This window comes from Saccharospirillum impatiens DSM 12546 (genome assembly GCF_000423605.1).
In the GTDB taxonomy this organism is placed as follows: Bacteria; Pseudomonadota; Gammaproteobacteria; order Pseudomonadales; family Natronospirillaceae; genus Saccharospirillum; species Saccharospirillum impatiens.
This window is the reverse complement of the sequence record NZ_AUIH01000001.1, coordinates 72,478-96,999: the sequence shown is the minus strand read 5'-3', so window position 1 is coordinate 96,999 and position 24,522 is coordinate 72,478. Positions and strand designations below refer to the sequence as shown.

Below are 24,522 nucleotides of genomic sequence, written 5' to 3'. Positions count from 1 at the left end.
CCCGCACCGAACCTTCACCGCCCAAAGAACCAGACAGGGATACACCGTGTTTCACATTGCTTTGCACGAACCCCAGATCGCGCCCAACACCGGCAACATTATGCGGCTGGTCGCCAACAACGGCTGTCAGTTGCACCTGATTGAACCGCTGGGTTTTGATTTCGAAGAAAAGAAACTGCGCCGGGCCGGGCTCGACTATCAGGACCTGGGCCGCATGTCCCGATACCCGGATTACCCGACCTTCCTGAAAGCGATGGGAGACAGGCGCATCTTTGCGCTGACCACCAAAGGCGACCACACCTATGCTGAGGTTAGCTTTGAACCCGGGGATGTCTTATTGTTCGGCTCAGAAACGTCCGGGCTGCCCGCCGCGATTCGTGAAGCGCTGCCTTCCGGACAGTGCCTGCGCATTCCCATGCTGCCCAACAATCGAAGCATGAACCTGTCAAACGCTGTTGCTCTGGTCAGTTACGAAGCCTGGCGCCAACAGGGTTTTACCGGAGGCTGTTAAAAAGAGACACGCCCATGGCGACCCGGACAGCAAATAATTGACGCTCTACGTCACCCAATCATTTTTCACCCGCCGCGAAATTGACGACTGACCGTATTCATTCAGGCTACGGTCGTTACATTTGACTTTTGTTGCCCTAGAATGTGACGCAGTCTTCAATTTCGAACCATTACCAACGAACTCCAGTCTGTATGATCTTGCCAGGCGGCCCCGTGGGTGGTTACCGACTTTTTCGACCGAATAAAACAGAACGTGTGAATCGCAAATCTACAATGCCGCTGCACACCAAAAACCCCATGCTCACTGTGTCCGAACAATGCGCACGGTTATTGCTAGACTCAAACAGCGAACGAGCGGAGAAGCGAACTTTTGGGTGACATAAAACGGCGCAAACGACCAGCACGCCAGCAAACCTGGGTCTACCTGACCGAAACGGGCATCGGTGTGCTTGTGTTGGAGCACTCCCGCCAGGGAATCACCAGGGTGATCACCAGCTTGTGGCGTGAGCAGGAGACTCCTCTGATGAACGCAGAGCTACTGGCAGACTGGGTAGCCAAGCACACCCGGGGTCAGCTTAACCTGCTGCTCAGTGACCCGGCCTACCAGATGCTGCTGGTTGATGTTCCTGACGTTCCCGCCGCCGAGATGGATGCCGCCCTGCGCTTTAAAACGGCCGAGTTGATCAACTACGACCTCGACGACGCCAGCATTGACGTCATTCTGCTACCGGCCGAAGCCTACCGTGGTCGGCTGCGCATGGCGTTTGTCATCGCTGCGCAAAAGAAGCCCCTGACCGACTGGGCCATGGCGATGGCCCGGCGTGGACAGCGCATCGAATGCATCGACATCGACCAACTTACTTTGCGCAATACCGCCATTCGCACTCTGGAGCGGGACCAGAGCGGCCTGCTGTACATGGAAGCAGACCGCTGCCGGCTGATCCTGTTGTATAACCGGGAGATCGTACTCAGCCGCCAGTTCGAGATTGGCTATACCGACCTGGGGCTTGCCGTTGAAGGCGATTCCGGGCTGGAGCTGGAAGGCAACGCAGACATTCAGCTTGACTCATTATCGCTGGAAATTCGCCGCTCTTTCGATTACTACGAAGCCCAGCTGGGGCTCGGCGCCATCGCTGAAGTGGCGCTACTTGGCTGGCCTTTGGACCCCGGTATTGGCGAGAAGTTGAGCGCCAAACTCGATACCCGGTTCAGCCTGCTGCATCCGGAAGACTTCATTCTGACCCCCAGCGAAACGGACTGGCCGGTCGAGCTAACACCGGCCCTGGGCGCCGCCTTTCGGGAGAATGCCGCATGACCCGCCACATCAATTTGATGCAGGCTGATATGCTGCCAGGGCATGGCCGCCTGCAATTGCCCGCCTTTATGGGTGTACTGGTGCTGGCATTGGTCGGGTCTGCCGCCTGGATCGCGCTTAGCTGGCATCAGCAACAACGTTTACAGGACGATCTTGCCGACTGGCAGCAGCAGGTGGCACGCAGTGAACAGGCGCTGAGGCAAGCCCGTTCGGTCAGCCCTCAACTCGATACAGAAGCCGCGCTGATTCAGGAAAATGCCGAGTTAACTCGCCAGAAGAACGCTCGTGAGACGGCCTACAGTGGCCTGGCCACGCAGCTGGGAGAATCAGCTCGCGGATTTTCGACTCCACTGGCCCAGTTATCGGACATTGATTTCGACGGACTCTGGCTGAGCCACATTGAACTGCGCAATAGTCAGCAACATCTCGGTCTGGCTGGTTTTGCTCGTCAGCCCGGGTTGGTGCCCCGGTATCTCAGTCAACTCGAAGGGTCTGTTTTTCGCGGCATCAGTATTCAAAACCTGAACATCGAACAAGCCCCCGATGATCCTAGTCTGTGGCGGTTTACACTGGCGGACTCAGCCAATGTAGGCGCTGCACTGAATCGCAGGGCGCAAAGCCAATGAATGCGACCCTGTTTCAACTGCGCCTGGTCATTGATCGACTGTCCATCCGGGAGCGCGCTATCCTGCTGGTCAGTATGGTGCTGTTATTGGCCGGTATAAGCTATGCGGGGCTGTGGTACCTGGGTTGGACAGACCAAAGCACGGTGCGCGACCGAATCGCACAACTGCAAAGCCAGGCGATCGACAACCAAAACGCACAATTGGCACTGGAACAAGCCAGCAATAATCCGCAAGTGCAAACACTGAGCAATCAGAATGAACGGCTGCGCCAGGAAGTACAGCAGCTCAATGATCGTATCAGCGGCATCACCGAGGTTCTGATCCCACCTGACACCATGGCCACCCTGCTGCGCGAGTTACTGGGCAGCAGTGACCTGACGCTGATTCGATTTGGTGCCTTGTCGGCGCAACCACTGGCCCGGGACGATACCGGAGAAGCACAGCTGTACAGGCATCAGCTGGATATCGAGTTAACCGGTAATTTCGACGCTCTGACCCGCTACCTGCGGACCATTGAGGCACTGCCCTGGCGCTTGTTCTGGGATGAGCTGAGTGTCGAAACCGACCAATACCCCGATCTTCGTATTCGCCTGAAAGTCCATACGCTGAGCGATCAGGAGGCCTGGCTGAATGTCTAACTCTGAAGCAGGGTTCACAACACGCTTTCTGTTGGTGCTGTCATTCACGGCCATGTTCATCACCGGACATGCCCTGGCCGACCCGATGCGTCCTGACACACTGAGGCCCGAGCCACAAACAGCACCGGCCCCAGTGGTACAGCCCGAGCCGACCTTTCGGTTGACCTCGATCTACCGCCTGGACCAGCAAGCCTATGCGGTCATCAATGGCCAGTGGCTCAGCGTCAATGACACCCTTAATAACTATCAACTGATGGCCATACGCAGCGATCGGGTCCTGTTGCAACGCGGCAATCGAACCCGAACCCTGACCTTACAACAGGCCGGCACCCTGGCCATTACCCCGACTGATGAGGAATAACCCAGTGCCCTACCCGCTACTTACCTGGATTGCCAAATACCCGGTAACCGCCAGTCAGGGCAGCGCGCGCGCTGTTGCTCTGGTCGTCGCCCTGGGCCTGACAGGCTGTACCTCCATATCCCAGCCCCGGGAGCCAGCTGAGGCACCCGGGCTCGATACCCGGTCAGTGATCGAACAGGAACTCAACGACGCCACGCCGCCAGCGCCAGAACGCAGCCCGGTCACTGCACCGGAGGAACTGAGCAGTGACCTGCTCGATTTCAGCCAGGCGCCGGTTACCCGCCAGCGGTTCGATGTTCAGGCGACCGATGTGCCCCTGACTCGGTTTTTCTCTGACCTGGGCCGTACCCAGGGTGTTAACATCCTGGTTGATCCTGCCATTACCGGCACACTGACCCTGAACATGACCTCGGTTACGCTCGATCAGGTTATGTCGGCGGTACGTGATATTTACGGATACGACTATCAACGCACCGATTACGGCTACCGGGTGCTCCCCAATCAAATTGCCACTCGCATCTACCGCCTCAATTACTTGAACGTCGCCCGTTCCGGTCGCTCCGACACCACCGTCAGTGGGGGTCAGATCAGCCAGCAAGACAGCGCCAACAACCAAAGCAGCAGCGTCGCTACAGAAACCAGTGCTGATTTCTGGCAAGGCATGGAAATGACCATCATGGGACTTCTCGACCAAGCCGAAGATCGTCAGGTTGTGGTCAACGCCCAGTCCGGTTTACTCGTTGTTCGGGCCACACCGCGCGAACACGAAGTGGTTGCCGAGTTTCTTGATGACGCGCAACTGAGTTTGCAACGCCAGGTCGTCATTGAGGCCAAGGTGGTGGAGGTAACGCTCAACAACGAATTTCGCTCCGGCATCAATTGGAACACCTTTGCCAACGACCTTATCGCCGTCGGTACCGACTCCAGCGCCGGGCTCAGCGCCAACCCTCTCAGTGGTATTGGGGATATCGGCGGAGTATTCAGCTTAAGCGTGGGCGACGGCAACTTTAATTCCATGCTGCAATTGCTGCAAAACCAGGGCGATGTTCAGGTGTTGTCCAGCCCGCGCGTCTCTACCGTAAACAACCAGAAAGCGGTCATCAAAGTCGGCACCGACGAGTACTTTGTCACCGAAGTCAGCTCGCGGGACAATGACGACGACGATGCCACTTCCAGCTCGCCGGAATTCACCCTATCGCCCTTCTTTTCCGGCATTGCGCTGGACGTCACCCCCCAGATCAGTGCTGAAAACAACGTGATCCTGCACGTACGACCCTCGGTGACCGAAGTGGTTGAACGCACCAAAGTCATTACCGTAGGCGGTACCGAGTTCGACTTGCCGCTGGCGTTTTCCAGCATTCGCGAAACCGACAGCATCATCCGGGCATCCAGTGGCCAAATTGTCGTCATTGGTGGTCTTTTGTCCCAGCGTCAGGGTGCATCGGCAACCGGTTTGCCGGGCTTGTCTCAATTGCCGGGGTTACGCTATCTGTTCGGTCAAAACCGGGAGTCTCAGGAGAAAAGTGAACTGGTCATCCTGCTGAAACCGGTGGTGTACGATGAAGAAACCACCCGCAATGATCTCGACCGCGTTTTGAACCGGATGTAGAGGCAACTCACGGCCATGTACGAAGCCCATTTTGGACTCAAACAGCCGCCGTTCAGCCTGTCTCCCGATACGGCCCTGTTCGTGCGACTGGACGATCACGAGGCTTGCTATCAGCTGCTGACCCATGTCCTCGAAACCGGTGAAGGCTTTTTGAAGGTCATCGGGGATGTCGGCACTGGAAAAACCATTCTGTGCCGTCGGTTGCTGCGTTTTCTCAGTGACGACCCGGTTGCGCGCGACCGTTTTCACAGTGTCTATATTCCCAACCCGATGCTGTCTCCGGTTGGCTTATACCGCGCCGTCGGTCAGGAACTGGGGCTCGATACTCCGCTACAGGCCGACAATGCCGCCCTGCTCGAACGCATCAACCAGAAAATCCTCAGCCTTGCCCAACAACAGCGCGGCGTGGTTATTGTCGTTGACGAGGCTCAGTCCCTGCCGCCTGCCACACTGGAAGCCTTGCGTCTGATCACCAATCTGGAAACCGAGCAACAGAAACTGGTGCAAGTGATCCTGTTTGGCCAGCCTGAACTCGATGAATTGCTCGATCAGAACCGGTTCCGGCAATTGCGTCAGCGCATTACGTTCGCTCACTACCTGAAGCCCTTGTCACGCATCGCTGTTCGTCAATACCTCGACTTTCGATTGACCCAGAGTGGCTACAACGGACCCGCGCTGATCAGCGACCGCGCCATCAAACGCCTGCACCGCCTCTCGGGTGGTGTGCCGCGCATGATCAACGTTTTGACACACAAGGCCCTGCTGTCAGCCTATGCCGAACAGCGCCGACGGCTGAATCCGACCGATTTCGACCGGGCCTGGCGCGACAGCAAGCCGGATACGCCCGCACGGTCAGCGCGACTGGCGCCGCTGGCAGCGACCGCCGCGCTGATTCTGCTGATACTGGTGTCCGCCTGGAGTCTGCTATGAGCCTGATGCACCAAGCGCTCGACCGCCCTGCAGCACAAAGCCAGCGCCGTACCAGCGGTTACAATCCACTGAAGCGCCCTGGTCACCAGTCTCAATCGGCGTGGTGGATCATTGCCGCAGCGGCCATGCTGGTTGCCCTGGCAGTACTCGCCTGGTCGCAATGGCGCCCCGCAACCAACCCGATTTTACCGGCTATTGCTCAAGCAGCACCCATTGCTGCGACTGCGCTGGCAGAGCCAAGCGCAACGACCAACCCCGGCGACACCTTGCCAGCTGAACCCGGGCCGACCGCCACACCCATTAGTCCTGTAGCCACTGATACAGCCATAGCGACGCCGGTGTTGCCCGAGAAACCGGAACCCCTGCCAGCAGAAACGTCCATTACCGAAGCGCCCGTAGCCACCGCCGAACTGCGCGGGGAGGCGATTGAAACCAGCAATACGGCTAACCGGTCAACCCCTGAACACATAACCCCGGTACCAGTGGAGCCTGCGCGTGAGCCCTCAATACCGGACTCTGCTGAAGAATTGCCCGCTCGTGCCGATAACCCGCCTGAAACCACCCCTGTGGTAACCAGAGTTGTGGCGGAACGCCCATCGGTCAGCAGCGTTGCCAGCGCAGCACCGCAACACGCAGCTAAGCGCCAGGCTATTCAAACCGCCATTGCCAGGGGTGACCTGGCGCTGGCACAACAACACCTGCAGTCCTGGATAACGCGTGAGCCACAACTGGAAGAACCCCGCATCTGGCTGGCAAAAGTAACTCTGAGCCAGGGGGGTGCCGAACAAGCCGAGTCACTGCTGATCGGGTTGCAGAGCAATGAAGCGCTGGGGTTAAGAGGGCTGATTCTTGAGAAAACCGGGCGCTATTCCGATGCCGCACGAGTGTTTGAAGCACTGACTCGTGAAGAGGCCGGTAACCCTCAGTGGTGGCTGCATTGGGCCATCAACCTGGAGAACAGCGGCCGGCTGGCGGAAGCGCGGCTTTTGTACCAGACTTACCTGGAGCAGTTTTCCGGTCATAACGCGCGGCTGACAGCCTTTGCAACAGAGCGTTATCGGGCACTGGCGGGGTAACACGGCATGAACCGTTTATATGAACTGTTAAAAGACCATTCAAATATCAGCCTACAGGCACTGGAGCAGCACTACCACACTCTGGTCAACGAAGACGATGAACGTGAACTCGGTAGACGGCTGATTCAGGCCAGGCAAATCAAGCTGTCCGGCATTATGGAAATCGCGCTTAAACACGACCTGTTTCCGAAAGCAGATTCACTGCTCAGGCGACTGGCTGAAGCTCGTCAGCGCCATCAGGTGATCAAGCCCAACACTCATACCACCCGGTATCGCATCACTGAAGACAACCTGCCGGTCGACCAGATTGAACTGATCGACATTGGCGTCAACCTGCCTATTCCAACGCCCAGCCTTAAGTCTTTTCGCGACACCAGTACCGATGAAAAGCAGGTCGCTGACATGGCACTTGAACTGGCGCAGATGAATCAGGCCCAGGAAGCGGAAATGCTAATGATTGATGCGCTGGAGGAATTTCCCAAATCAATGCGTATCCGGGTTTTGCTGGCCTGGCACTATTGCCGCTGCCAGCAATTCAAAGACGCGATCACCTGCTGCCAGAACGGACTAAAACTCAACCCTTCGGTGTATCCCCTGGTCGAATACATGGCCCTGGCTGAACAGGCACTGGGCAAGCACCTGCTGGCGATCAACCACTTTCAAAAGCTCGCCTGTCTGCCCCGGGTGAAACCTATCTGGTATATGCAGTTGGCACTGTCGCTGGAACGCGCCCGACTGAACATGGATGCCAAACAAAACTATCAGACATTCCTGGCGCTGAACAATGACCCCGAATTGCAACAATTCGCCCAACAACGCTCAACGATATTGGCTGGCTAAATGACTGAAACGCGCACGCTGGACACCGAACCGAAAAACCGCAAAAAAATTCGCCTGGGTGACCTGCTGGTCGAAGCCGGGCTGATTTCGGAAGGCCAGCTTGGCCTCGCTTTGCAAGAGCAAAAGCACACCGGCAAGAAAATCGGCCGCGTATTGGTCGACATGGGACTGGTACCCGAGAACAAATTGCTCACGACGTTGTCGAAACACCTGAAGATTCCGTTCATCGAGATGCGCCAGTTTCAGCTTAAGCAAGACGTCATGCAGCGCCTGGACGAGTCCGTCGCGCGACGCTTTCGCTGCCTGCTGCTCGCCGACAATGCCGATGGGTTGCTGCTGGGCATGGCCGATCCTCTGGATTTGATGGCCATCGATGAAGTTGAAAAGCGACTGAAGAAAACCGTCAAACCGGCCATCGTACGTGAAGCCGAACTGCTGGCCACACTGGACTCGGTGTACCGGCGTACCGGTGAAATTGAATCCATTGCCGTGGAGCTGGAAGGTGAGCTGCGCGAGAGCGACTTCGACCTGGCCAACCTGGCCGATGACGGCGACTTGCAAGACGCGCCCGTTGTGCGACTTCTGCAAAGTCTGCTCGAAGACGCGGTGGCGGTGAATGCCTCTGATGTGCATATTGAACCGGATGAATCCGTATTTCGCATTCGCATGCGGGTCGATGGCGTTTTACAGGAACAGGTTATCAAAGAAAAACGGGTGGCATCGGCATTGGTGATGCGGTTAAAAATCATGTCGAATCTCGATATCTCCGAGCGACGCATGCCACAGGATGGACGCTTCAACATTCGCGTCAATAACAAATCAATTGATGTGCGGCTATCCACCATGCCAGTGCAATACGGTGAATCGGTAGTCATGCGATTGCTCGACCAGTCGTCCGGCCTGCTGTCACTTGAAGCCCTGGGCATGCCCGACACCATCCGCAGCCGATTCGAGTTAATGGTAGAACGGCCCCACGGTTTAATCCTGGTCACCGGCCCGACCGGCAGCGGTAAAACCACGACACTGTATTCGGCACTTAATTTGTTAAACCAGCCCAACCGAAAAATCATTACGGCTGAAGATCCGATTGAATATCGCATGTCGCGCATTAATCAGGTACAGGTTAACCCGCGCATCAATCTCGACTTCGCCAGCATTCTACGTTCGGCGTTGCGTCAGGACCCCGATGTCATACTGGTCGGCGAGATGCGCGACCAGGAAACCGTCTCCATCGGTGTCAGGGCCGCCCTGACTGGCCACCTGGTGATGAGCACATTGCACACCAACGATGCAGTCTCCAGCGCCATGCGACTGGCCGATATGGGCGTTGAATCCTATCTGGTGGCATCCGCCTTGCGTGGCATCATGGCACAGCGACTGTTGCGTAAAGTCTGCGAAGAATGCCGCCAACCCTACAAACCGGAAGTGCGCGAACAATTGTGGCTCAACAATCTGGCGGGCGGTCGCTTTGCACAGCACTCCTTTTACCGGGGTACTGGCTGCTACCATTGCAATAACACCGGCTATCGCGGTCGAATCGGTGTCTATGAATGGCTGGAACTTGATGAAGCCATGCTGATCGCACTGCGCGACCAGGATCACAATGCCTTTGTCCAGGCCGCACGTGCCAACGACCAGTTCAAACCAATGGAAGAGTGGGCACTCGAATATGCGATGGAGGGCACAACCGACCTGTCCGAAGTCTTCAAAATCTCCATCGACCTGAACGATCTGGTGGCCGACCATGGCTGAGTACTTCTACCAGGGCCGCAACGCGGAAGGTCGCCAGGTTGAGGGACAGCTTGAAGCGGCTTCGCAAAGCGCATTGCTGCAACTTCTGAGGCGTCAGAGCATCATTGCAACACGCATTGAACCAGTTGCCAAACCGACTTCCCGAAACATCGATGTGTCTGCTCTGCTTGGTCGCTACACCCAGCGCAAGGCCAAAGTCAGCATCGACGAGTTGATCATGTTCTGTCGTCAGATGTATGCCTTGTCTCGCTCGGGCATTCCGCTGATGCGTGCCATCAATGGTCTTTCCGATGCCACTCGCTCGCCCCGCCTGGGCGAAGTGCTGAGCGATGTCGCGCGCATTCTGACTCAGGGGTCGCCGCTGTCGACCGCGTTTCGAAGCCACCCGGATGTCTTCAACGACCTGTTTATCGCGATGATTCGCATGGGCGAATCCACTGGCCGGCTTGATACCGCCTTTCAACAACTGGTCAGTCATCTGGAACTGGAAAAAGACACCCGCAAGCGCATCGCCTCGGCAACCCGATACCCGATCATTGTGGTAGCGGCTATTTCACTGGCCATGGTGGTCATCAACTTCATGGTGATTCCGGCCTTCGCTGGCGTATTTGCCAAACTTGGCGCCGACCTGCCCATTCCAACCCGGATTCTGATGACCAGCTCAGACATCATGATCAGTACCTGGCCCTACCTGCTGGGTCTGATTGTACTCGGGGTCTACGCGTTTAAACGCTGGAAGAAAACCCCTCAGGGTGCACTGACCTGGGACCGCCAGATTCTGCGATTTCCACTGATGGGGGGCATTTACGAACGCATTGCGCTGGGACGATTTGCCCGGCCTTTCGCCATGATGCTCGAAGCGGGCGTTCCCCTGCTGCAAGCACTGGGCGTGGCCAGTCGAACGGTGGGCAACAAATACATAGGCAAAGGCATTGAAGGGATGATGTCTGGTATTGAACGTGGTGAGTCCCTTCAGGCTACCGCATCGGCCAGTGGGCTGTTCAACCCCCTGATTCTGCAAATGATCGCGGTCGGTGAAGAAACCGGTAACGTTGGTGGACTGCTCGTCGACATTGCGGATTTCTACGACCAGGAAGTTGAATACGATCTGAAACGACTTGCTGAGGCCATAGAACCCATCCTGCTCTTGTTTATGGGCATGATGGTTCTGGTGCTGGCATTGGGAGTATTTCTACCCATGTGGGACCTCGGCTCCGCTTTCGGGTAGTCAATTCACCCGTCGTAGACTCCCTAGACAAAGACGAGGTCCAATCCTAAACTTAATCCACCGGGGTTCACCCGACACAACTCAGGGTTTGACGTATGAGTGAACTGATGCAGGTATCCACCCGGGGCTCCCTTTGCAGGCACAACAAAGCCTTCAGGCTCAGAATGGGCCGGGTGATATCGTCCCCCTTTGTGGTGTGTGTCGCCGGGCTACTGGCTCTCAGCGCACTATTGGGTGTTCATGCGTCCGGCTTCCCAAACCGCCCGCTGACCATGGTCATTGGCTTCAATCCGGGGGGCAGCACTGACATTCAGGCTCAGGCCCTGGCTGACATCCTGGAAGAAGAACTCGGTCAACCTGTAGAACGGCTCTATCTGCCCGGAGCTGGCGGTGGCGTTGCAGCCGCCCTTGTTGCCAGCAGTACTGACCAGGGCTATCTCATGATGTTTGGCTCATCGCTGCCCTACACTTTTACGCCACTCGTTACCGACGCCTCTTACGATCTGAACAGTTTTCGCTATGTGTCGGCTCTGGCCCTGGATCAATCTGCTCTGGTAACCGGTGGCAACAAGCCTTACCGAACCTGGGAAGAATTTCTTGAGTACGCTCGCGCTCAGGGCAAAGACGAGCTGACGGTCGCCTCCCAGACTTCACAGGATCGGTTTGTCATTAATATGATTTCACGCCGTGAAGGCATTCCCATGCGCATAGTCCCTACAACCGGTGGGGCTGGTATGGCGCCCATGGTGCTAGCGGGCGATGTGGATTTCGCGTTCAGTGGCGGTACTCACACCCAGTACACGGAATCAGGCGAGATGGTCGTGCTGATGGGACTCGTGGAAGAACGATTGGTTGGATACCCTGATGCGCCAGCTATTGGCGAGCTCGGTTACGACGTGTCAATGCAGAATCCGCGGGTGCTGGTGGTCCCGGAAGACACCCCGGACGATCAGGTCAGCATTCTTTCCGCGGCTCTGTTCAAAGCAACACAGGACCCACGCTTCATTCAAGCGACCGGGCGAGTACGACTGCCCATCACCTTTTGGGATGAAGCCCGGCTTCAATCCTACTTCGAACAGCAAGTTGACGACTATCGCTGGTTGATTCAGGAGTACGGTGAGCCTGATGAGAACTGAACAGTCAAAACTGATTCACGACCGGAGTATGAATGCCTAAGCATTCGACAATTAACGTTACTCAGTCAGTGAGAAAGCGATTCCTCGAACTGAAATTCATTACCCGCATCGCTCTGGTCTTCGGTGCTCTGGGGCTAATCACTCTTTTTTTCTCGATGCTCTACGCTGTCAAGACCGCCCAGAACAGTCTCGACAGTGAAATTCAAAATGCGCTGCGCCAGCATCATCGCACTGCTGCCAACCTTTACGCCAATCGACTTGACCTGCTTGATGCCTATTTGCAAAGTGCAGCAGCCAACCAGGTATTCACGTCGATCGCCAGCGGCACAACCGGACTCGATTCGGCGATCGACGACATTGCCTACATGTTTCAGGACTCGGCATTAGGCAATAACATCGATGTCCTGTTCATAACCGATGCCAGCGGACAGCTACTTTTCGATGCAAGCCTGCCTTTATACGACATTGACCCTATGATGCAAACATTGCGTTCACCGGTGTACTATACCCAACGCTGGCTGATCGAGCACACCACCACCCTGACCGTGGTGCTTAAAGCGGCGCCACTATTTGACCCGGCCTCACTGCGCCTTCGCGGTTACCTGTATATAGGATTGGCCATCGGACAAAACCGTGCCCTGGTAAGCGATATTGCCAGCCAATCCGGCGTTGATGTCATTAAAGTCGGGTTGGGTGACCAGGAGTTGATTCGACAGACCGAACTGGAATACAAAGGCGCCGCTTCCTACGCTAAACCTTTCGACAGGGTCGTCTTAAAAGACAATGTCTACTCAAAAACACTGCCGCTTAATATCGCCAGCAATCGCGACGACGCCTGGATTGAACTCGGTCTGTCGGCCAATAATTTCCCACCGGTGGCGGAAACCTATAAACAGACATTTTTTGTTCTGTCAGCCGGGTTTATTCTGTTATTTACACTTGCGACCTGGCTGGTACACCTGAACCACAACCGCAGTATCAGCAACCTGTTGCAATACATCGCCAACACACGCCAGGGCACGAGAGCCGCTCCGTTTGAAACGGGCGGTATCTATGAACACAACCAGGTCGGACTCGCGATGCAGAGCATGGTCTACGAACTGAACATCGCTGCAAATGTTTTTGAATCTGCACAGGGAATGCTGGTCACAGACGGGGCAACCCGAATTCTGAAAGTGAATAAAGCCTTCACCCGTATGACCGGTTACCATCAGGAAGACATTGCAGGCGAGCTGATGAATCTGGTGGAAACAGACCTTCATGATGAGAGCATCAACCAAATCATCGAAGACAGCCTAGCCATCAATGGCAGCTGGCAGGGGGAGGCATGGGGTCGACGCAAAAACGGCGAGTACTATTTGCAGTGGATGCACATTACTGCGGTCTTATCTGATGAAGGCGATGTTGTGCAGAATTTTGTGGTTACCATCATCGACACGACTGAACGTAAAGCTGCTGAGCAACGCATCGAACAACTCGCCTTCTACGACCAGCTTACCAGCCTACCCAATCGACGCATGCTGATTGACCGACTGAACAAGGCCTTGATAGTGGCCACCAGCAGTCAGCAATATGGCGCTCTGCTGTACATTGATCTTGATGATTTCAAAACACTGAATGATACCCGGGGGCATCACACCGGCGATCTGTTTCTGCAACAAGTTGCCGAGCGGCTCGGAAGTCGTATCCGCCACACCGATACCGTTGCACGTATTGGTGGCGACGAATTCATCATACTGTTGGAGAATCTCTCTGGTAGCGAAGCAGAGGCAAGGCAGTTTGCCGAAGCATTGGCGGCCAGTGTGCTTGATGCCTTCAGACAACCCTTCATCATGCCCAATCTTGAGCACTTCAGCACATTAAGCATTGGCATGACGTTGTTCAGCAATCACTCACACAATGTCGATGAGCTACTCAAACAAGCAGACCTGGCCATGTACCAGGCCAAGGATGCGGGTAAGAATACCGCCCGCTTTTTTACCCCCGACATGCAAGCCAGGGTATCGGAACATCTGCAGATGGCCAACGAAATTCGCACGGCCATCAAGGATAAGCAATTCGAGCTATTCTTGCAGCCTCAGGTCGATTCCGATCACCTCGTTATCGGTGCAGAAAGTTTACTGCGCTGGCATCACCCCTCCAAGGGGCTGGTGACTCCGGCTGAGATCATAAAAGTGGCCGAAGATACTGGCCTGATCAATCCTCTTGGACACTGGGTGATTGAGCGCTCGTGCGAAATACTCGCTGGCTGGGCGAACGATTCTGTCCTGTCTGGTCTGACCATGTCGGTCAATATAAGCGCGCGACAATTGCACCAGCATGACTTTGTTGCCGACGTGGTCCGCATTGTTCAACACACTGGAGTACCGGCTGCACAACTTAAGCTGGAATTGACAGAAAGCATGTTACTGGAGAACATTCAGGACACCATTGCGAAAATGCATCAACTTCGTTTGCATGGCATCGGGTTTTCACTCGATGATTTTGGTACCGGCTATTCATCACTGTCTTATCTTAAGCAACTTCCACTAGACCAGTTAAAAATCGACCAGTCTTTCGTCAATGATCTGACCATCAATCCGGATGATTCCGACATCGCCAAAACCATCATTTCACTGGCTTCCAGTATGTCTATTAACGCCATCGCCGAAGGTGTCGAAACTGCCGAGCAAGCGATGCTACTAAAGCAATTTGGTTGCCAGGCTTTTCAGGGGTACTATTTCGGCTACCCGGTGCCACTGGCTAATTTTGAACAGAGTGTACGAGCTGCCTGCCAACCCGGCTAACGCTCATCAGGCAATAGTTAGACCATCGCTTGTATCCACCGTATAACCGACTTATTCTTCCAACAGGTCTGCTAAAAACTCACTGAGCAGTCATCGATTTCACCGGAACGCCCATATTCCGGGTTGAGGTTGGCGTTAGACCAACCCGCTACCAATCACGTCAGGGACGATCCAGCTGGATACACAACTATGTTAGATCATTGGCCCGGCCCTTTGCGCCGAACCTTGTTTAAATTGGTGGGCGTCAACTGGGCGGAGCAATTATTGAACGATGCCTGGCAAACCGGCAACGGTGATTTGCATGGCATGCTCGACTCGCTGTTACGCCGTAATAATTTTTCCCTGAGTGCAGACAATACCGAGTTACTCGACGGGCTGGGCAGTTGCATTGTCGCTGGTAATCACCCACACGGTCTGTTTGATGGCCTGGGGCTGGCCTGGCTGGCCAGTCAATCCAGAGTGCCGACCCGGATCATGGCGCGTAATTTTCTGAACATTTTCGGGCCGTTGCGCAAAGTGTTCCTGTCGGTCAACCTTGACAAAGAACGTCGCTCTGTTGGCGGTAGCAAAACACTGACCGCCGCCAGCCAATGGCTACGCGAGGAAGGTAGACTGGTCATTACCCCAGCCGGAGGGTTAAGTCAGGCACGGCCTTTTTGGAAAAATGCTACCGACCCGGCCTGGCGCACCGGCATTGTTCGCCTGGCTCGCGAGACCGATCGACCCATCGTTCTGGTAGACGTGCAAATGCCGCGGGCGCCGATGCGGCAACTGCTGCATCGAATTCACCCGGTTTTGCGTGCCGTCGTTCAGGTTTGGGCGTATCGCCTGGGCAAACATCAGACAATTCATATGCGGGTAGTCGAGGTCATCGCGGTCAGTGACCTGCCGGCAGACTGCAGCCTGCCGGATCAGGCCTTATGGCTACAAAACCGATTAGCCACCGGACAACTGGGCCATCAGACGATGCCCAAACCAAGCCGGGGTGGCCGGCGAGACCAGTAAGCTGACAGCAGTAATCCGCTGACCAGATGCCAAACACCCCAGAACGCCGTAATCAGCATCATACCGCCGAGATTCGGGTAAAACGAAAACAGGATGATAAGTCCAAGACCGGAATTCTGAATACCGACTTCAAGTATCACCGCTCGTCGCTGATCATCGGGCAAACGGGCCCAGGATGCCGCGGCCCAGCCCAACCCCAGAGCCAGAGCGTTATGCAACACAACCAAGCCGGCAAAGGCCGTGGCATGTTCCACAAAAAGCCCGCCATTGCGCGAGAAAGCAACGCCTACAAACATCAGAAAGATTAACAGTGAGACCCAGCGGGCGGGCTTGTCTGCCCGGGCCGCAAAGGCTGGAAACTTGTGACCCACCAGCATGCCCAGTGCCAGTGGCACACCCAGCACCCAACCAATCAACTGCACCATAGCCAGAGGTTCAACGTTAATGGCTTGCACAATGGCCCGGGTCTCAGGCGCCAGTGATGCATAAAAAGTAAAATTCAGGGGCGTCATAATAATCGCCGCCAGCGATGATATGGCGGTCATGCTAACCGAGGTAGCCACGTGCCCGCGACTGAGGAAGGTAATGATGTTTGAGAAACTCCCGCCAGGGCATGCTGCAACCAGAATCATACCGAGTGCCAACGAGGGTTCCAGTGCCATGACACGGGTAAATCCGTAGGTAGCGGCGGGTAACAAAATGAACTGACAGATCAGCCCTATAACGGGCGCTTTGGGCGACTTCAGCACATAACGAAAATCAGCCACTTTCACCGACAGTGCAGCACCAAACATCATGATCGCGAGCATGAAATTCAACATATCGAGACTGGAAGGATCAAAGGCGATCTGGACTGAATCTAACACTCAGGACTCCTAAACAGGGCGTTTCAGGGTTCACGGCCTACTGCCGATATAGCAGCCTGCGGTCTGCAATAGTGTACAGCCGCGCAGATGGAACCACTATCACAGGTTGTCGCGCAGGGTAGCAATTCAACCGTTTGGCATCATACTTTAACAACGGGACCTCAGGGAGGCTCTGAACACTCTTCATGACCAAAGGAGCAATCGCGTGAATGCACAGAAAACCGTATCGCTGGTACTCGGCAGTGGCGGTGCTCGGGGTATGGCTCACATTGGAATTATTCGCTGCCTCGAAGACCGCAATTACAGTATAGCCAACATTGCCGGAGCGAGCATCGGCGCGCTGGTGGGCGGATTTTACGCTGCCGGAAAACTGGACCAATATGAACGCTGGGTCTGTGCCCTGGAACGCAGAGATGTGCTGCGCCTGCTCGACCTGTCGTTCAACGGTGGCGGCCTGTTCAAAGGCTACAAGATCATGGAAGTGTTAAAACGCCAGGTCGGCGATGCCCGAATCGAGGATTTGCCCATTGAGTTTACCGCTGTCGCGGTGGACATCGAACGCCAGCGTGAGATCTGGTTCAACGATGGTTCGCTGTTTGAGGCGATCCGGGGTTCAATCGCCATTCCTTCCGTATTCAAACCACACCCCTACCGGGGCATGATGCTGGTCGACGGCGGGGTACTGAACCCGGTTCCCATTGCACCCACCTTGCGAACCCAAACCGACCTGACGCTGGCGGTCAACCTCAATGGTCGTGCCGACATGCCTGGCAAACCGGAAAAAGCCAACCACAAAAAGCCAGCCAAGGTGTCTGTGGAGGCTCAGAACACCGTACACCGCGCCATCAACCGGTTTATTGATCGCTGGTGGTCAGAGAAAACGGACACCACCGAGCCACAGAGTCAGTGGAGTATGCTCGAACTCATGAACCGCTCCATCGATACCATGCAGAATACCATCGCGCACATGAAGCTGGCCGCGCATCAACCCGATATTCTGATAGAAATCCCCAGGGGAGTGGGTGGCTTGTTTGACTACCACCTGGCGAGTGAAATGATCGACGACGGTTACCAGCTATGCGCTGCCGCGCTGGACCGCTATGAAGCCAAACAAGGCTTTACCGATCTGCACGAAGATATTGAAGAAATCGGTACCGACGAACTCTAGGGAGCCTGCGCCAATACAGGGTCAGCAGGCAGCTGTGCTGTTTGCTGATTGCACCAAACACCGGTGCCCCGGAACCCGTCTTGCCGGAAGAAGCTCAGCCCGGCTGGGCTGACTCTCTTTGCTCGCTGCGGCGCTCTTCAGGGTTCCCTACCGCTTGTTCAGATTCCGGGTGCAGCGGCAAGACGTTAGGGGAGGTCCGTACCATGGCAACATACTGGCTTTCATGGTCTTCCGGGCGCTCAATAATGCGCGAACGAATCAGTTGAACACTCAGGACCAAACTGAACAGTGCCAATACGATCAGATAGTAGGCTGGCAGGCCACCAGCGCCCAGATATTGCAATGAAACCCCAGCCATGGCGGGCCCGACGAACGACCCCAAACCATAAAGCATCAGCAAACCACTGGATCCGGCCACCAGATGATCCTTGTGAATCCTGTCGACCAGATGCGCTACTGAAATAGGATACACAGCCAATACCAGCCCGCAGAATACAACCGACAGCGATGTCATCAGAGCCCGCTCAATGGGCAAGTACCAGGCGCTGAGCGCCATCGCCAATGCCAGCAAGGTACCGAAAACAAACGCCACCAGCATAACCCGGCGGCGATCCATGCGGTCCGACCAGCGACCCACCGGGTATTGAATCAGTGCGCCGCCAAGAATCGATAACGAAATAAAGGCGGCCAATTGGTTTTCCGTATAACCCAGCCCTGCGACAAACAAAGGTGTCAGCCCCCAAAAAGGCCCCATGATCAACCCGGACACCACCACGCCGGTGACCGCAACCGGCGCCGCATCGAATAGCTTCAAAATGCTCATCGACGGCATGTCGACTGGTACATGAGGTTGCTGTAGCCGGGTCCAGGAGACCGGCATAATGGCCGCCGTTACCAGAAAACTGGCCAGTATGAACAAGGTGTAACTGGTCGCGCTGTCAATACGCAGCAACTGCTGAGACGCGGCAATGGCAACCAGATTCACCAGGGTATAAATCGAAAACACCCGACTGCGGTACGCTTCCTGAGTCTGACCGTTTAGCCAGCTCTCGATCACTGTGTACATGACAAATACACCGAAGCCGGTAAAAAACCGGATGACCAGCCAGGCTACTGGCGAAATAATCAGCACATACGCCAGAATACTGCAGCCGAGCAAAGCGGTACAAAAAGTAAAACAGCGAATGTGCCCCATGCGCTTGATCATGGTCGAGGCCATCAGAGTCGCCACCAGAGCCCCAAGAAAGTACACCGAGGTCATGATCCCCAGATACTGTCCGGAGAAACCCTCAGCGACACCACGAAGCACAAGCAGGGTGCTCAGCAGGCTGTTGCCCAACAGTAATAAACAGATGCCCAGAAACAGGGCCATGATCGAAACCAGAATTGAACGCATACCACTTCCGTACGGCTTTGGAACAGAGATTGAAACCCGGCAGTATAGACTAAACCGGTGTAAATCAAGCGGGTTAAATACCCGCTATCGCATTAATCAGATGACAAAACCGAACTTCTCTACTACATTAGATCAATCTAATTAAAGGAGTATCGTCATGACAATCAATATGGGCACAACCGACCGTACGCTCCGCCTCGTCGCCGGGATCATTCTCATTGCACTGGGCCTGACCGGTGTCATCGGTTGGTGGGGCATCATTGGCGTTGTGTTGGTGGCCACCGCTGCGGTTCGCGTATGCCCCGCTTACTTGCCGTTCGGGTTGTCGACCTTGCGCAAAAAATAGCTAACGGTGATCGCTGTCCCAGTTAAACAACAGAGCGGCGATCGTCAGAAACAAGGCAGTCATACCGGCGAGCACCAGCAAGTGATCACTGACCTGCATCAAAGTTGCGCCTTCGGTGGTGATTTCCCGGGCGGCGCTGACCAGGTGGGTCAGCGGGAGCGCATTGGCAATGGACTGGACGGTCGGCGGCGCCCCTTCCAGCGAGAACCATACTTGCGACAACCCCATCATCGGCCAGGTCGCCATGTTCATCAGACCGCCAGTCAACTCTTCACTGCGTGACCGGCTCGCCACGGCGAGACCCAGAGATATCATTGCCAGAGCCCCCACAAAGAGGGTCAGCAGCAAACTGAACGGGTTACCCAGCATCAACGTAGACAATGCCCAGTGGCTGCCAAAATAGATGATCGAAGCCACCAGCATCACGGTCAACAACCGCGATAGAATCTGCGCCGATACGAACTCAAAGGCTGACAAAGGTGTCGCCTTGAGACGCTTTAACACCCCATTTTTCCGGTAGCGCACAATGGCGTAGCCGACCCCGAACAGGGAACTGAACATGATGTTCATACCGATGATGCCAGGCAGCACCCAATCAACGTATCGAATAGGCTCTCCCTGCACCACCCGCCGGTTAAAGTCCGGGTCTGCATTGACCAGCAGTCGCTCGGCGACATAACCATTTCGGCTTTCTTCGTTAACCCAGTACAGCTGGCGATCGAGATCCAGCACCAGATCAATCTGGTGACGCCGGGCCCGATTCAGTGCCGTTTCCAATTCGTCATAAGGGACGAACTGGATGTGACTGAGTTGCATGAAGGCGGGTCGTGAAATATAAGCATCCTGTTCACCGATGACCCCTACCTTGAACATTGGCATGCCCTGACCAAAAATAAAGTAGAAGCCAAAAACCAGTAAAAAAGGGAACGCAAAGTTCCAGGCAAGAGAGCTCCGGTCGCGCCAGAACTCCTTGTTACGGGCATTAAAAACAGCCAGCAGACGGCTCATCATCGGGTAGTCTCCTTAAGATCAGGCGCGCAGGGCATGGCCGGTGAGTTTTAGAAACAAGTCTTCCAGGTTGGGGCTTTTAACCTGCAACCCGGTCAGAGGCACTTGCGCCTCGGCGAGCTGGCGCACGATGGCGTCCACCGCGGTCGTTTGAATCTCAACCCGGTCCCGATTTGCCAGCATCTCGAAAGGCAATACCTTACCCTCAACCGCTGTGGCCGGCAGATTCACCATCACGCCGTCGAAATGGCGCTCCAGCAATTGCGCCGGAGAACCCCGCTCGACAATACGACCCTGATCCATGATGGCAATGTCATCACACAGCGTTTCGGCCTCGTCCATGTAATGCGTGGTCAACACAATGGTTTTGCCACGGTGTTTTATTGCCTGCACCAGCTCCCAGAAATTGCGTCTCGACTGCGGGTCCAGGCCGGTGGTTGGTTCGTCCAGAAACACCAGGTCGGGGTCATTGATCAGCGCCAGTGCCAACAACAGACGCTGGCGTTGCCCACCGGACAATTTGCGCGCATCCCGGTTCAGAAAATCGCCCAAAGAACACAGCCCGATCAGCTCTTCCCGGTCAATGGTTTTGGTATAAAACGCTGCAAACAATGCCAACGTTTCGGCCACCGTCAGATAGTCCTGCAAGGCGGTATTCTGAAATTGAATACCCACACGCTCGAATGCCTTGCGCGATGCCGGCTCGCCAAAGAGTCTCACCTCTCCTGAGGTCGGCTTGCTGATGCCTTCCATCATTTCGATCGTGGTGGTTTTGCCCGCTCCATTGGGCCCCAGGAGTCCGAAGCATTGTCCTTTAGCCACCGAAAAACTGACGCCATCGACGGCCGTAAGCTGTTTGTAGCGTTTCACCAGATTGTGCACACTGAGAAGGTCGGTCATCGTATTGCCTTGTTTCTGGACTCAAGTATCGGCGTTAGCCGGGGTAACACGCGCCAACAGCCACTAACCGGCGCCAAAACGCTGCGGCAGGGTACCGTGACCCGGTTTCGCTCGCCATAGCCGATAAGTCATTTCCGCCCGGGGGGTGCCAGTGCTAGACTGGCCAGTCTGCATTTAACCGGCCCGAACCCGACCCGTTTGAGATTTAACGACGAGTGCGGAACCTGGCCGGACTTTAACCGTTGAGGACTCTGTGTGATCCCTGAGAAAGTATTAGTGGTCTCTCCCGCCCTGGCAGAAACCCTGGGATTGGAAGAGGCACTATTGTACCAACTCCTGACCGAAATGGCCTTGCTGCTTGGGCCGCGAGTTGCCCTGACCGAACAGCATCGCCAACAGTTATTGCCGTTCTGGAGCAACACTCAGCTCAGTGCCGTTTTGCGCCGGGTTCAGGCACAGGGGTTACTAACCGTCCATAATGAAGACCCCTGGCAAGTGCATCTGGAGGATCTCGACGACAGCTTAATCCCGCCAGAGCAGCCCTGGCCTGCTACCGGGGCCGGCACCAATGCCGGGGAAGACATACCGGTCGAAAGAGTCCCGGTCAGAACCATGAACCGCCCTGTACAGGCAGCCGAACCCGGTAACCCGCCGGCACAGGATATGAATGATGCCCGTCGCCGCAACCAGGTTCAGGATGATCTGGCCTATCTAAAACCGGAAAAACCCGACATGAACACCGTGCGCGCAGAGCGCACGCGCATGCACGCAGAATGGGAGCCCGGTCCGGAATTCCCGGGGCTATTATCATTTCACGACATTCCGTTGACCTATGCATTGGCGGAACTGGCAAAATTCAGACAGTATTATCAGGATAAAGACAGAGCCGAATTCAGCTGGGACGTCCGCTTCTTGAACTGGGTCCAGCGTTCCTGGCACGATCAACTGAACAACAAGGGCCGACATGAGCGAACCCAACAGCACACCCAAGAGCCTGCAAACCCTGCTCGCGAAAAACGGGCTAAAGTCCGGGAAGCTCTCCGCAACATCCGGGACACCGACTGGTAGCAGCGGCGCACTCGACCACGAGACCAAGCTGTTGGTCAATATGATCTTCGCGCGGTTTCACCATATCTATACGCACAAGTTCGAGAGCGCCTACGGCGATGAATCCACGCTGACGCTGGCGAAGCGAGAGTGGGCGTACAGCCTGGCCGGAACACCAGCCCATCTGGTGGAGTATGCGCTGGAACGGTGTAAGCTCGAGTTCACCTGGCCACCCACCATAGCCGACTTCGTTCAGCTGCTTCAGCCACAGCCCGAAGCCCTTGGTTTGCCGGGCATCCGCGATGCTTATCTTGAGGCCTGCCAGAACAGCCATTCACCGGCCAACCGTCATTGGTCGCACGCCGCCGTGCACCTGGCGGCCCGCGATGTCGGCTTTTTCAGAATGCGCACTGAGGCAGAACGCTACAGCTGGCCGCCTTTTGAAAAGGCGTATCAGGGACGGGTGAATCAGGTAGCGCGTGGTGAGGAATTGGAGGTTAGCGAGCCATCCATTGCCTTGCCGGACCCCGACACCAGCGAGGAACTGAACCTGGTCAGCGCACTGGAGCAGGCCGGTGTGCCCGCCCCGACAGCGTATAAGCTGGCCTATTACCTGGAAAAACCGGCCCACACAGAGGTACGGGAACGTTACCGCGAACACAGCCGACAGCAGCTGGAAGCGCTTGGGGTGAGTGTCTCACTGCCAAAATAGAGGCGTTTGGCTAATGTGCTTCGCCTCATCATCCTGCGACCCGGATGAACACTGCTCAGTTCACCGGTTCCATGAAATTACTGCTGGCGTACCCCACAAGCCCCTCTACCCGAATTCGGTTCCAGGTTCCCTGTGTGCCTTCCGGCTCCATCCAGACCCTGGCCCCTTCGCCCAGCTTGATGATGATGTCAGCGTTGGTAGACGGTGCTGCGCGTACGTTCAGTATCGATGCGGTCACGCTCATCAAAACGTCGGGCTCATCGACTACTGGCGTTGCGTCACGGCCAACAACCGCGTCAGTTTCAGAGGGTTCTGGTGCGGCGGCGTTCTGAGCCGCAGATTCGCCCTGTGACGTGCCAGCAGCGTCACCGGTGATGCTGTCTTCTGCATCGTCAGTTACTGCCTCGTCGGCAAGGCTCTCTGGCGGCGGAGCAAGCTCGCTGGCCTGGCTGGAGTCTGCCTCAGGCAAGGCTGACTGATCAAAGGTGTCGGTATTCAGTACCGTCCCCGGGTCGTTGCTTGTGGTCGCCTGGCTACCATTGCGCTCGCTTACCGAGGCTGCAGGCTCAGTGGCACTCTGATGCGACATTCTTGGTACCGGTTCACGACCCAGTTGTGGCGGCCCCCAGACCATGAACGCCAGAGCACCCGCACCCACGATAACTCCAGCCATAAAGGTACTTGCCAGACGCAAACGACCTCCGGGTTTGATATCGTCTGTGTTGCTGGTGCGCCGAATAGGATCGCTCATACCATACAAACGCCATTCAATCCGATCGAGATAACGCGGATCTTCAGGCAACAAGGGGCTGCGTGACACCTCTGCCGGCTGCTGTTCAATTTCTCGCTGAACTTTTTTACCAATATCGAGGATGTGGAACTCAGGGACTTTCAGAACTCTGCCGAGCAATCGCAGTGCCAGGGGGACGTGACTGGGCAGGTCGTGATTAACCAGCAACAAACGCCAGCAACTCTCGATCAAAAAAGGCAACTGCTCTTTTGATAGGGTGGATGACAACCACTGCAGAGCCTGGACATGCTGGTCAATGTCCTTCTCTTCCAGAAAAACGCGCCAGCGTTGGCTTAGCTCATCATCGGTATAAGGCAAGGCGTCATGCAAGGTCGCATCAAGGTACTTTCCACTGGTGGGATAGACAAACGCAAGCCATTGCAGCGCCAGATGCACAGCAGCCTGAGTTGAGTCAGGGTGGTGTACCCAGAACCGGGAAGTGTCCATGTCAGAATCGATAGCTGGTTTCATAATGTT

At 55.6% G+C, this 24,522-nt stretch carries 23 protein-coding genes; 18 read left to right on the top strand and 5 right to left on the bottom strand.

The annotated features are described in order from the left end of the window. Positions 1-46 precede the first annotated feature (46 nt). The 14 genes from G565_RS0100445 (at position 47) to G565_RS0100380 (ending at position 15,812) form a co-directional block, all read left to right on the top strand. Positions 47-511, top strand: a complete 465-nt coding sequence (locus G565_RS0100445) for a tRNA (cytidine(34)-2'-O)-methyltransferase (protein WP_028669217.1) — start codon at positions 47-49, stop codon at positions 509-511. A 369-nt stretch (positions 512-880) separates the two neighbouring features. Then, the gene (locus G565_RS0100440; RefSeq protein ID WP_028669216.1) at positions 881-1,825 is read left to right on the top strand and encodes a type IV pilus biogenesis protein PilM; all 945 of its coding nucleotides are present in this window, start codon (positions 881-883) and stop codon (positions 1,823-1,825) included. Continuing rightward, positions 1,822-2,451 carry a PilN domain-containing protein gene (locus G565_RS0100435; RefSeq protein ID WP_028669215.1) on the top strand — a complete coding sequence of 210 codons (630 nt, stop codon included), beginning with the start codon at positions 1,822-1,824 and terminating at the stop codon, positions 2,449-2,451. The genes G565_RS0100440 and G565_RS0100435 overlap by 4 nt, the downstream gene beginning before the upstream one ends. Next, complete coding sequence (locus G565_RS0100430) at positions 2,448-3,089, top strand: hypothetical protein (protein WP_028669214.1); 642 nt, start codon at positions 2,448-2,450, stop codon at positions 3,087-3,089. The genes G565_RS0100435 and G565_RS0100430 overlap by 4 nt, the downstream gene beginning before the upstream one ends. Beyond that, positions 3,082-3,450 carry a hypothetical protein gene (locus G565_RS22330; protein WP_037336894.1) on the top strand — a complete coding sequence of 123 codons (369 nt, stop codon included), beginning with the start codon at positions 3,082-3,084 and terminating at the stop codon, positions 3,448-3,450. Before G565_RS0100430 ends, G565_RS22330 begins: the two co-directional genes overlap by 8 nt. Positions 3,451-3,454: 4 nt before the next feature. Then, positions 3,455-5,059, top strand: a complete 1,605-nt coding sequence (gene mshL, locus G565_RS22325) for a pilus (MSHA type) biogenesis protein MshL (protein WP_169579601.1) — start codon at positions 3,455-3,457, stop codon at positions 5,057-5,059. Between the two features lie 15 nt (positions 5,060-5,074). Then, a complete protein-coding gene (locus tag G565_RS0100415; protein WP_028669213.1) occupies positions 5,075-5,989 on the top strand; it encodes an ExeA family protein in 915 nt (304 codons plus the stop codon). Further along, complete coding sequence (locus G565_RS0100410; RefSeq protein ID WP_028669212.1) at positions 5,986-7,065, top strand: tetratricopeptide repeat protein; 1,080 nt, start codon at positions 5,986-5,988, stop codon at positions 7,063-7,065. The genes G565_RS0100415 and G565_RS0100410 overlap by 4 nt, the downstream gene beginning before the upstream one ends. Before the next feature lie 6 nt (positions 7,066-7,071). Then, on the top strand, positions 7,072-7,905 hold the full coding sequence (locus G565_RS0100405; RefSeq protein WP_028669211.1) for a tetratricopeptide repeat protein: 834 nt from the start codon (positions 7,072-7,074) through the stop codon (positions 7,903-7,905). Beyond that, on the top strand, positions 7,906-9,657 hold the full coding sequence (locus G565_RS0100400; RefSeq protein ID WP_051207034.1) for a GspE/PulE family protein: 1,752 nt from the start codon (positions 7,906-7,908) through the stop codon (positions 9,655-9,657). After that, positions 9,650-10,885 carry a type II secretion system F family protein gene (locus tag G565_RS0100395; protein ID WP_028669209.1) on the top strand — a complete coding sequence of 412 codons (1,236 nt, stop codon included), beginning with the start codon at positions 9,650-9,652 and terminating at the stop codon, positions 10,883-10,885. The genes G565_RS0100400 and G565_RS0100395 overlap by 8 nt, the downstream gene beginning before the upstream one ends. A gap of 95 nt (positions 10,886-10,980) precedes the next feature. Further along, on the top strand, positions 10,981-12,021 hold the full coding sequence (locus tag G565_RS0100390; protein WP_051207032.1) for a tripartite tricarboxylate transporter substrate binding protein: 1,041 nt from the start codon (positions 10,981-10,983) through the stop codon (positions 12,019-12,021). A gap of 32 nt (positions 12,022-12,053) precedes the next feature. Then, positions 12,054-14,807, top strand: coding sequence for an EAL domain-containing protein (locus G565_RS25630; RefSeq protein WP_051207030.1), 2,754 nt, complete (start codon positions 12,054-12,056; stop codon positions 14,805-14,807). A gap of 189 nt (positions 14,808-14,996) precedes the next feature. Further along, the gene (locus tag G565_RS0100380; protein ID WP_028669207.1) at positions 14,997-15,812 is read left to right on the top strand and encodes a 1-acyl-sn-glycerol-3-phosphate acyltransferase; all 816 of its coding nucleotides are present in this window, start codon (positions 14,997-14,999) and stop codon (positions 15,810-15,812) included. On the opposite strand, the gene G565_RS0100375 is transcribed toward G565_RS0100380, so the two are convergent. Beyond that, positions 15,767-16,678 (bottom strand): bile acid:sodium symporter family protein, encoded by a 912-nt coding sequence (locus G565_RS0100375; protein WP_028669206.1) that lies wholly within the window; start codon positions 16,676-16,678, stop codon positions 15,767-15,769. The genes G565_RS0100380 and G565_RS0100375 overlap by 46 nt on opposite strands. 205 nt (positions 16,679-16,883) lie before the next feature. Here G565_RS0100375 and G565_RS22315 point away from each other — a divergent pair, with 205 nt between their 5' ends. Beyond that, positions 16,884-17,846: a patatin-like phospholipase family protein gene (locus tag G565_RS22315; RefSeq protein ID WP_157599965.1), complete on the top strand. Its 963-nt coding sequence runs from the start codon at positions 16,884-16,886 to the stop codon at positions 17,844-17,846. Positions 17,847-17,940: 94 nt separating this feature from the next. On the opposite strand, the gene G565_RS0100365 is transcribed toward G565_RS22315, so the two are convergent. Beyond that, positions 17,941-19,242: an MFS transporter gene (locus G565_RS0100365; RefSeq protein WP_028669205.1), complete on the bottom strand. Its 1,302-nt coding sequence runs from the start codon at positions 19,240-19,242 to the stop codon at positions 17,941-17,943. Between the two features lie 157 nt (positions 19,243-19,399). Here G565_RS0100365 and G565_RS0100360 point away from each other — a divergent pair, with 157 nt between their 5' ends. Beyond that, the gene (locus G565_RS0100360) at positions 19,400-19,588 is read left to right on the top strand and encodes a YgaP family membrane protein (RefSeq protein WP_028669204.1); all 189 of its coding nucleotides are present in this window, start codon (positions 19,400-19,402) and stop codon (positions 19,586-19,588) included. On the opposite strand, the gene G565_RS0100355 is transcribed toward G565_RS0100360, so the two are convergent. Beyond that, positions 19,589-20,599, bottom strand: coding sequence for an ABC transporter permease (locus G565_RS0100355; RefSeq protein ID WP_028669203.1), 1,011 nt, complete (start codon positions 20,597-20,599; stop codon positions 19,589-19,591). It abuts the gene before it with no gap. An 18-nt stretch (positions 20,600-20,617) separates the two neighbouring features. Then, positions 20,618-21,496: an ABC transporter ATP-binding protein gene (locus G565_RS0100350; protein ID WP_028669202.1), complete on the bottom strand. Its 879-nt coding sequence runs from the start codon at positions 21,494-21,496 to the stop codon at positions 20,618-20,620. Positions 21,497-21,772: 276 nt separating this feature from the next. Between G565_RS0100350 and G565_RS0100345 the strand changes: the two genes are divergently transcribed. Next, the gene (locus G565_RS0100345) at positions 21,773-22,564 is read left to right on the top strand and encodes a DnaT-like ssDNA-binding domain-containing protein (protein ID WP_028669201.1); all 792 of its coding nucleotides are present in this window, start codon (positions 21,773-21,775) and stop codon (positions 22,562-22,564) included. Further along, the gene (locus tag G565_RS0100340; RefSeq protein ID WP_157599964.1) at positions 22,461-23,255 is read left to right on the top strand and encodes a replication protein P; all 795 of its coding nucleotides are present in this window, start codon (positions 22,461-22,463) and stop codon (positions 23,253-23,255) included. Before G565_RS0100345 ends, G565_RS0100340 begins: the two co-directional genes overlap by 104 nt. A gap of 55 nt (positions 23,256-23,310) precedes the next feature. Here G565_RS0100340 and G565_RS0100335 read toward each other — a convergent pair whose 3' ends face one another. Further along, positions 23,311-24,516 (bottom strand): SH3 domain-containing protein, encoded by a 1,206-nt coding sequence (locus G565_RS0100335; protein WP_157599963.1) that lies wholly within the window; start codon positions 24,514-24,516, stop codon positions 23,311-23,313. Between the last annotated feature and the right edge of the window lie 6 nt (positions 24,517-24,522).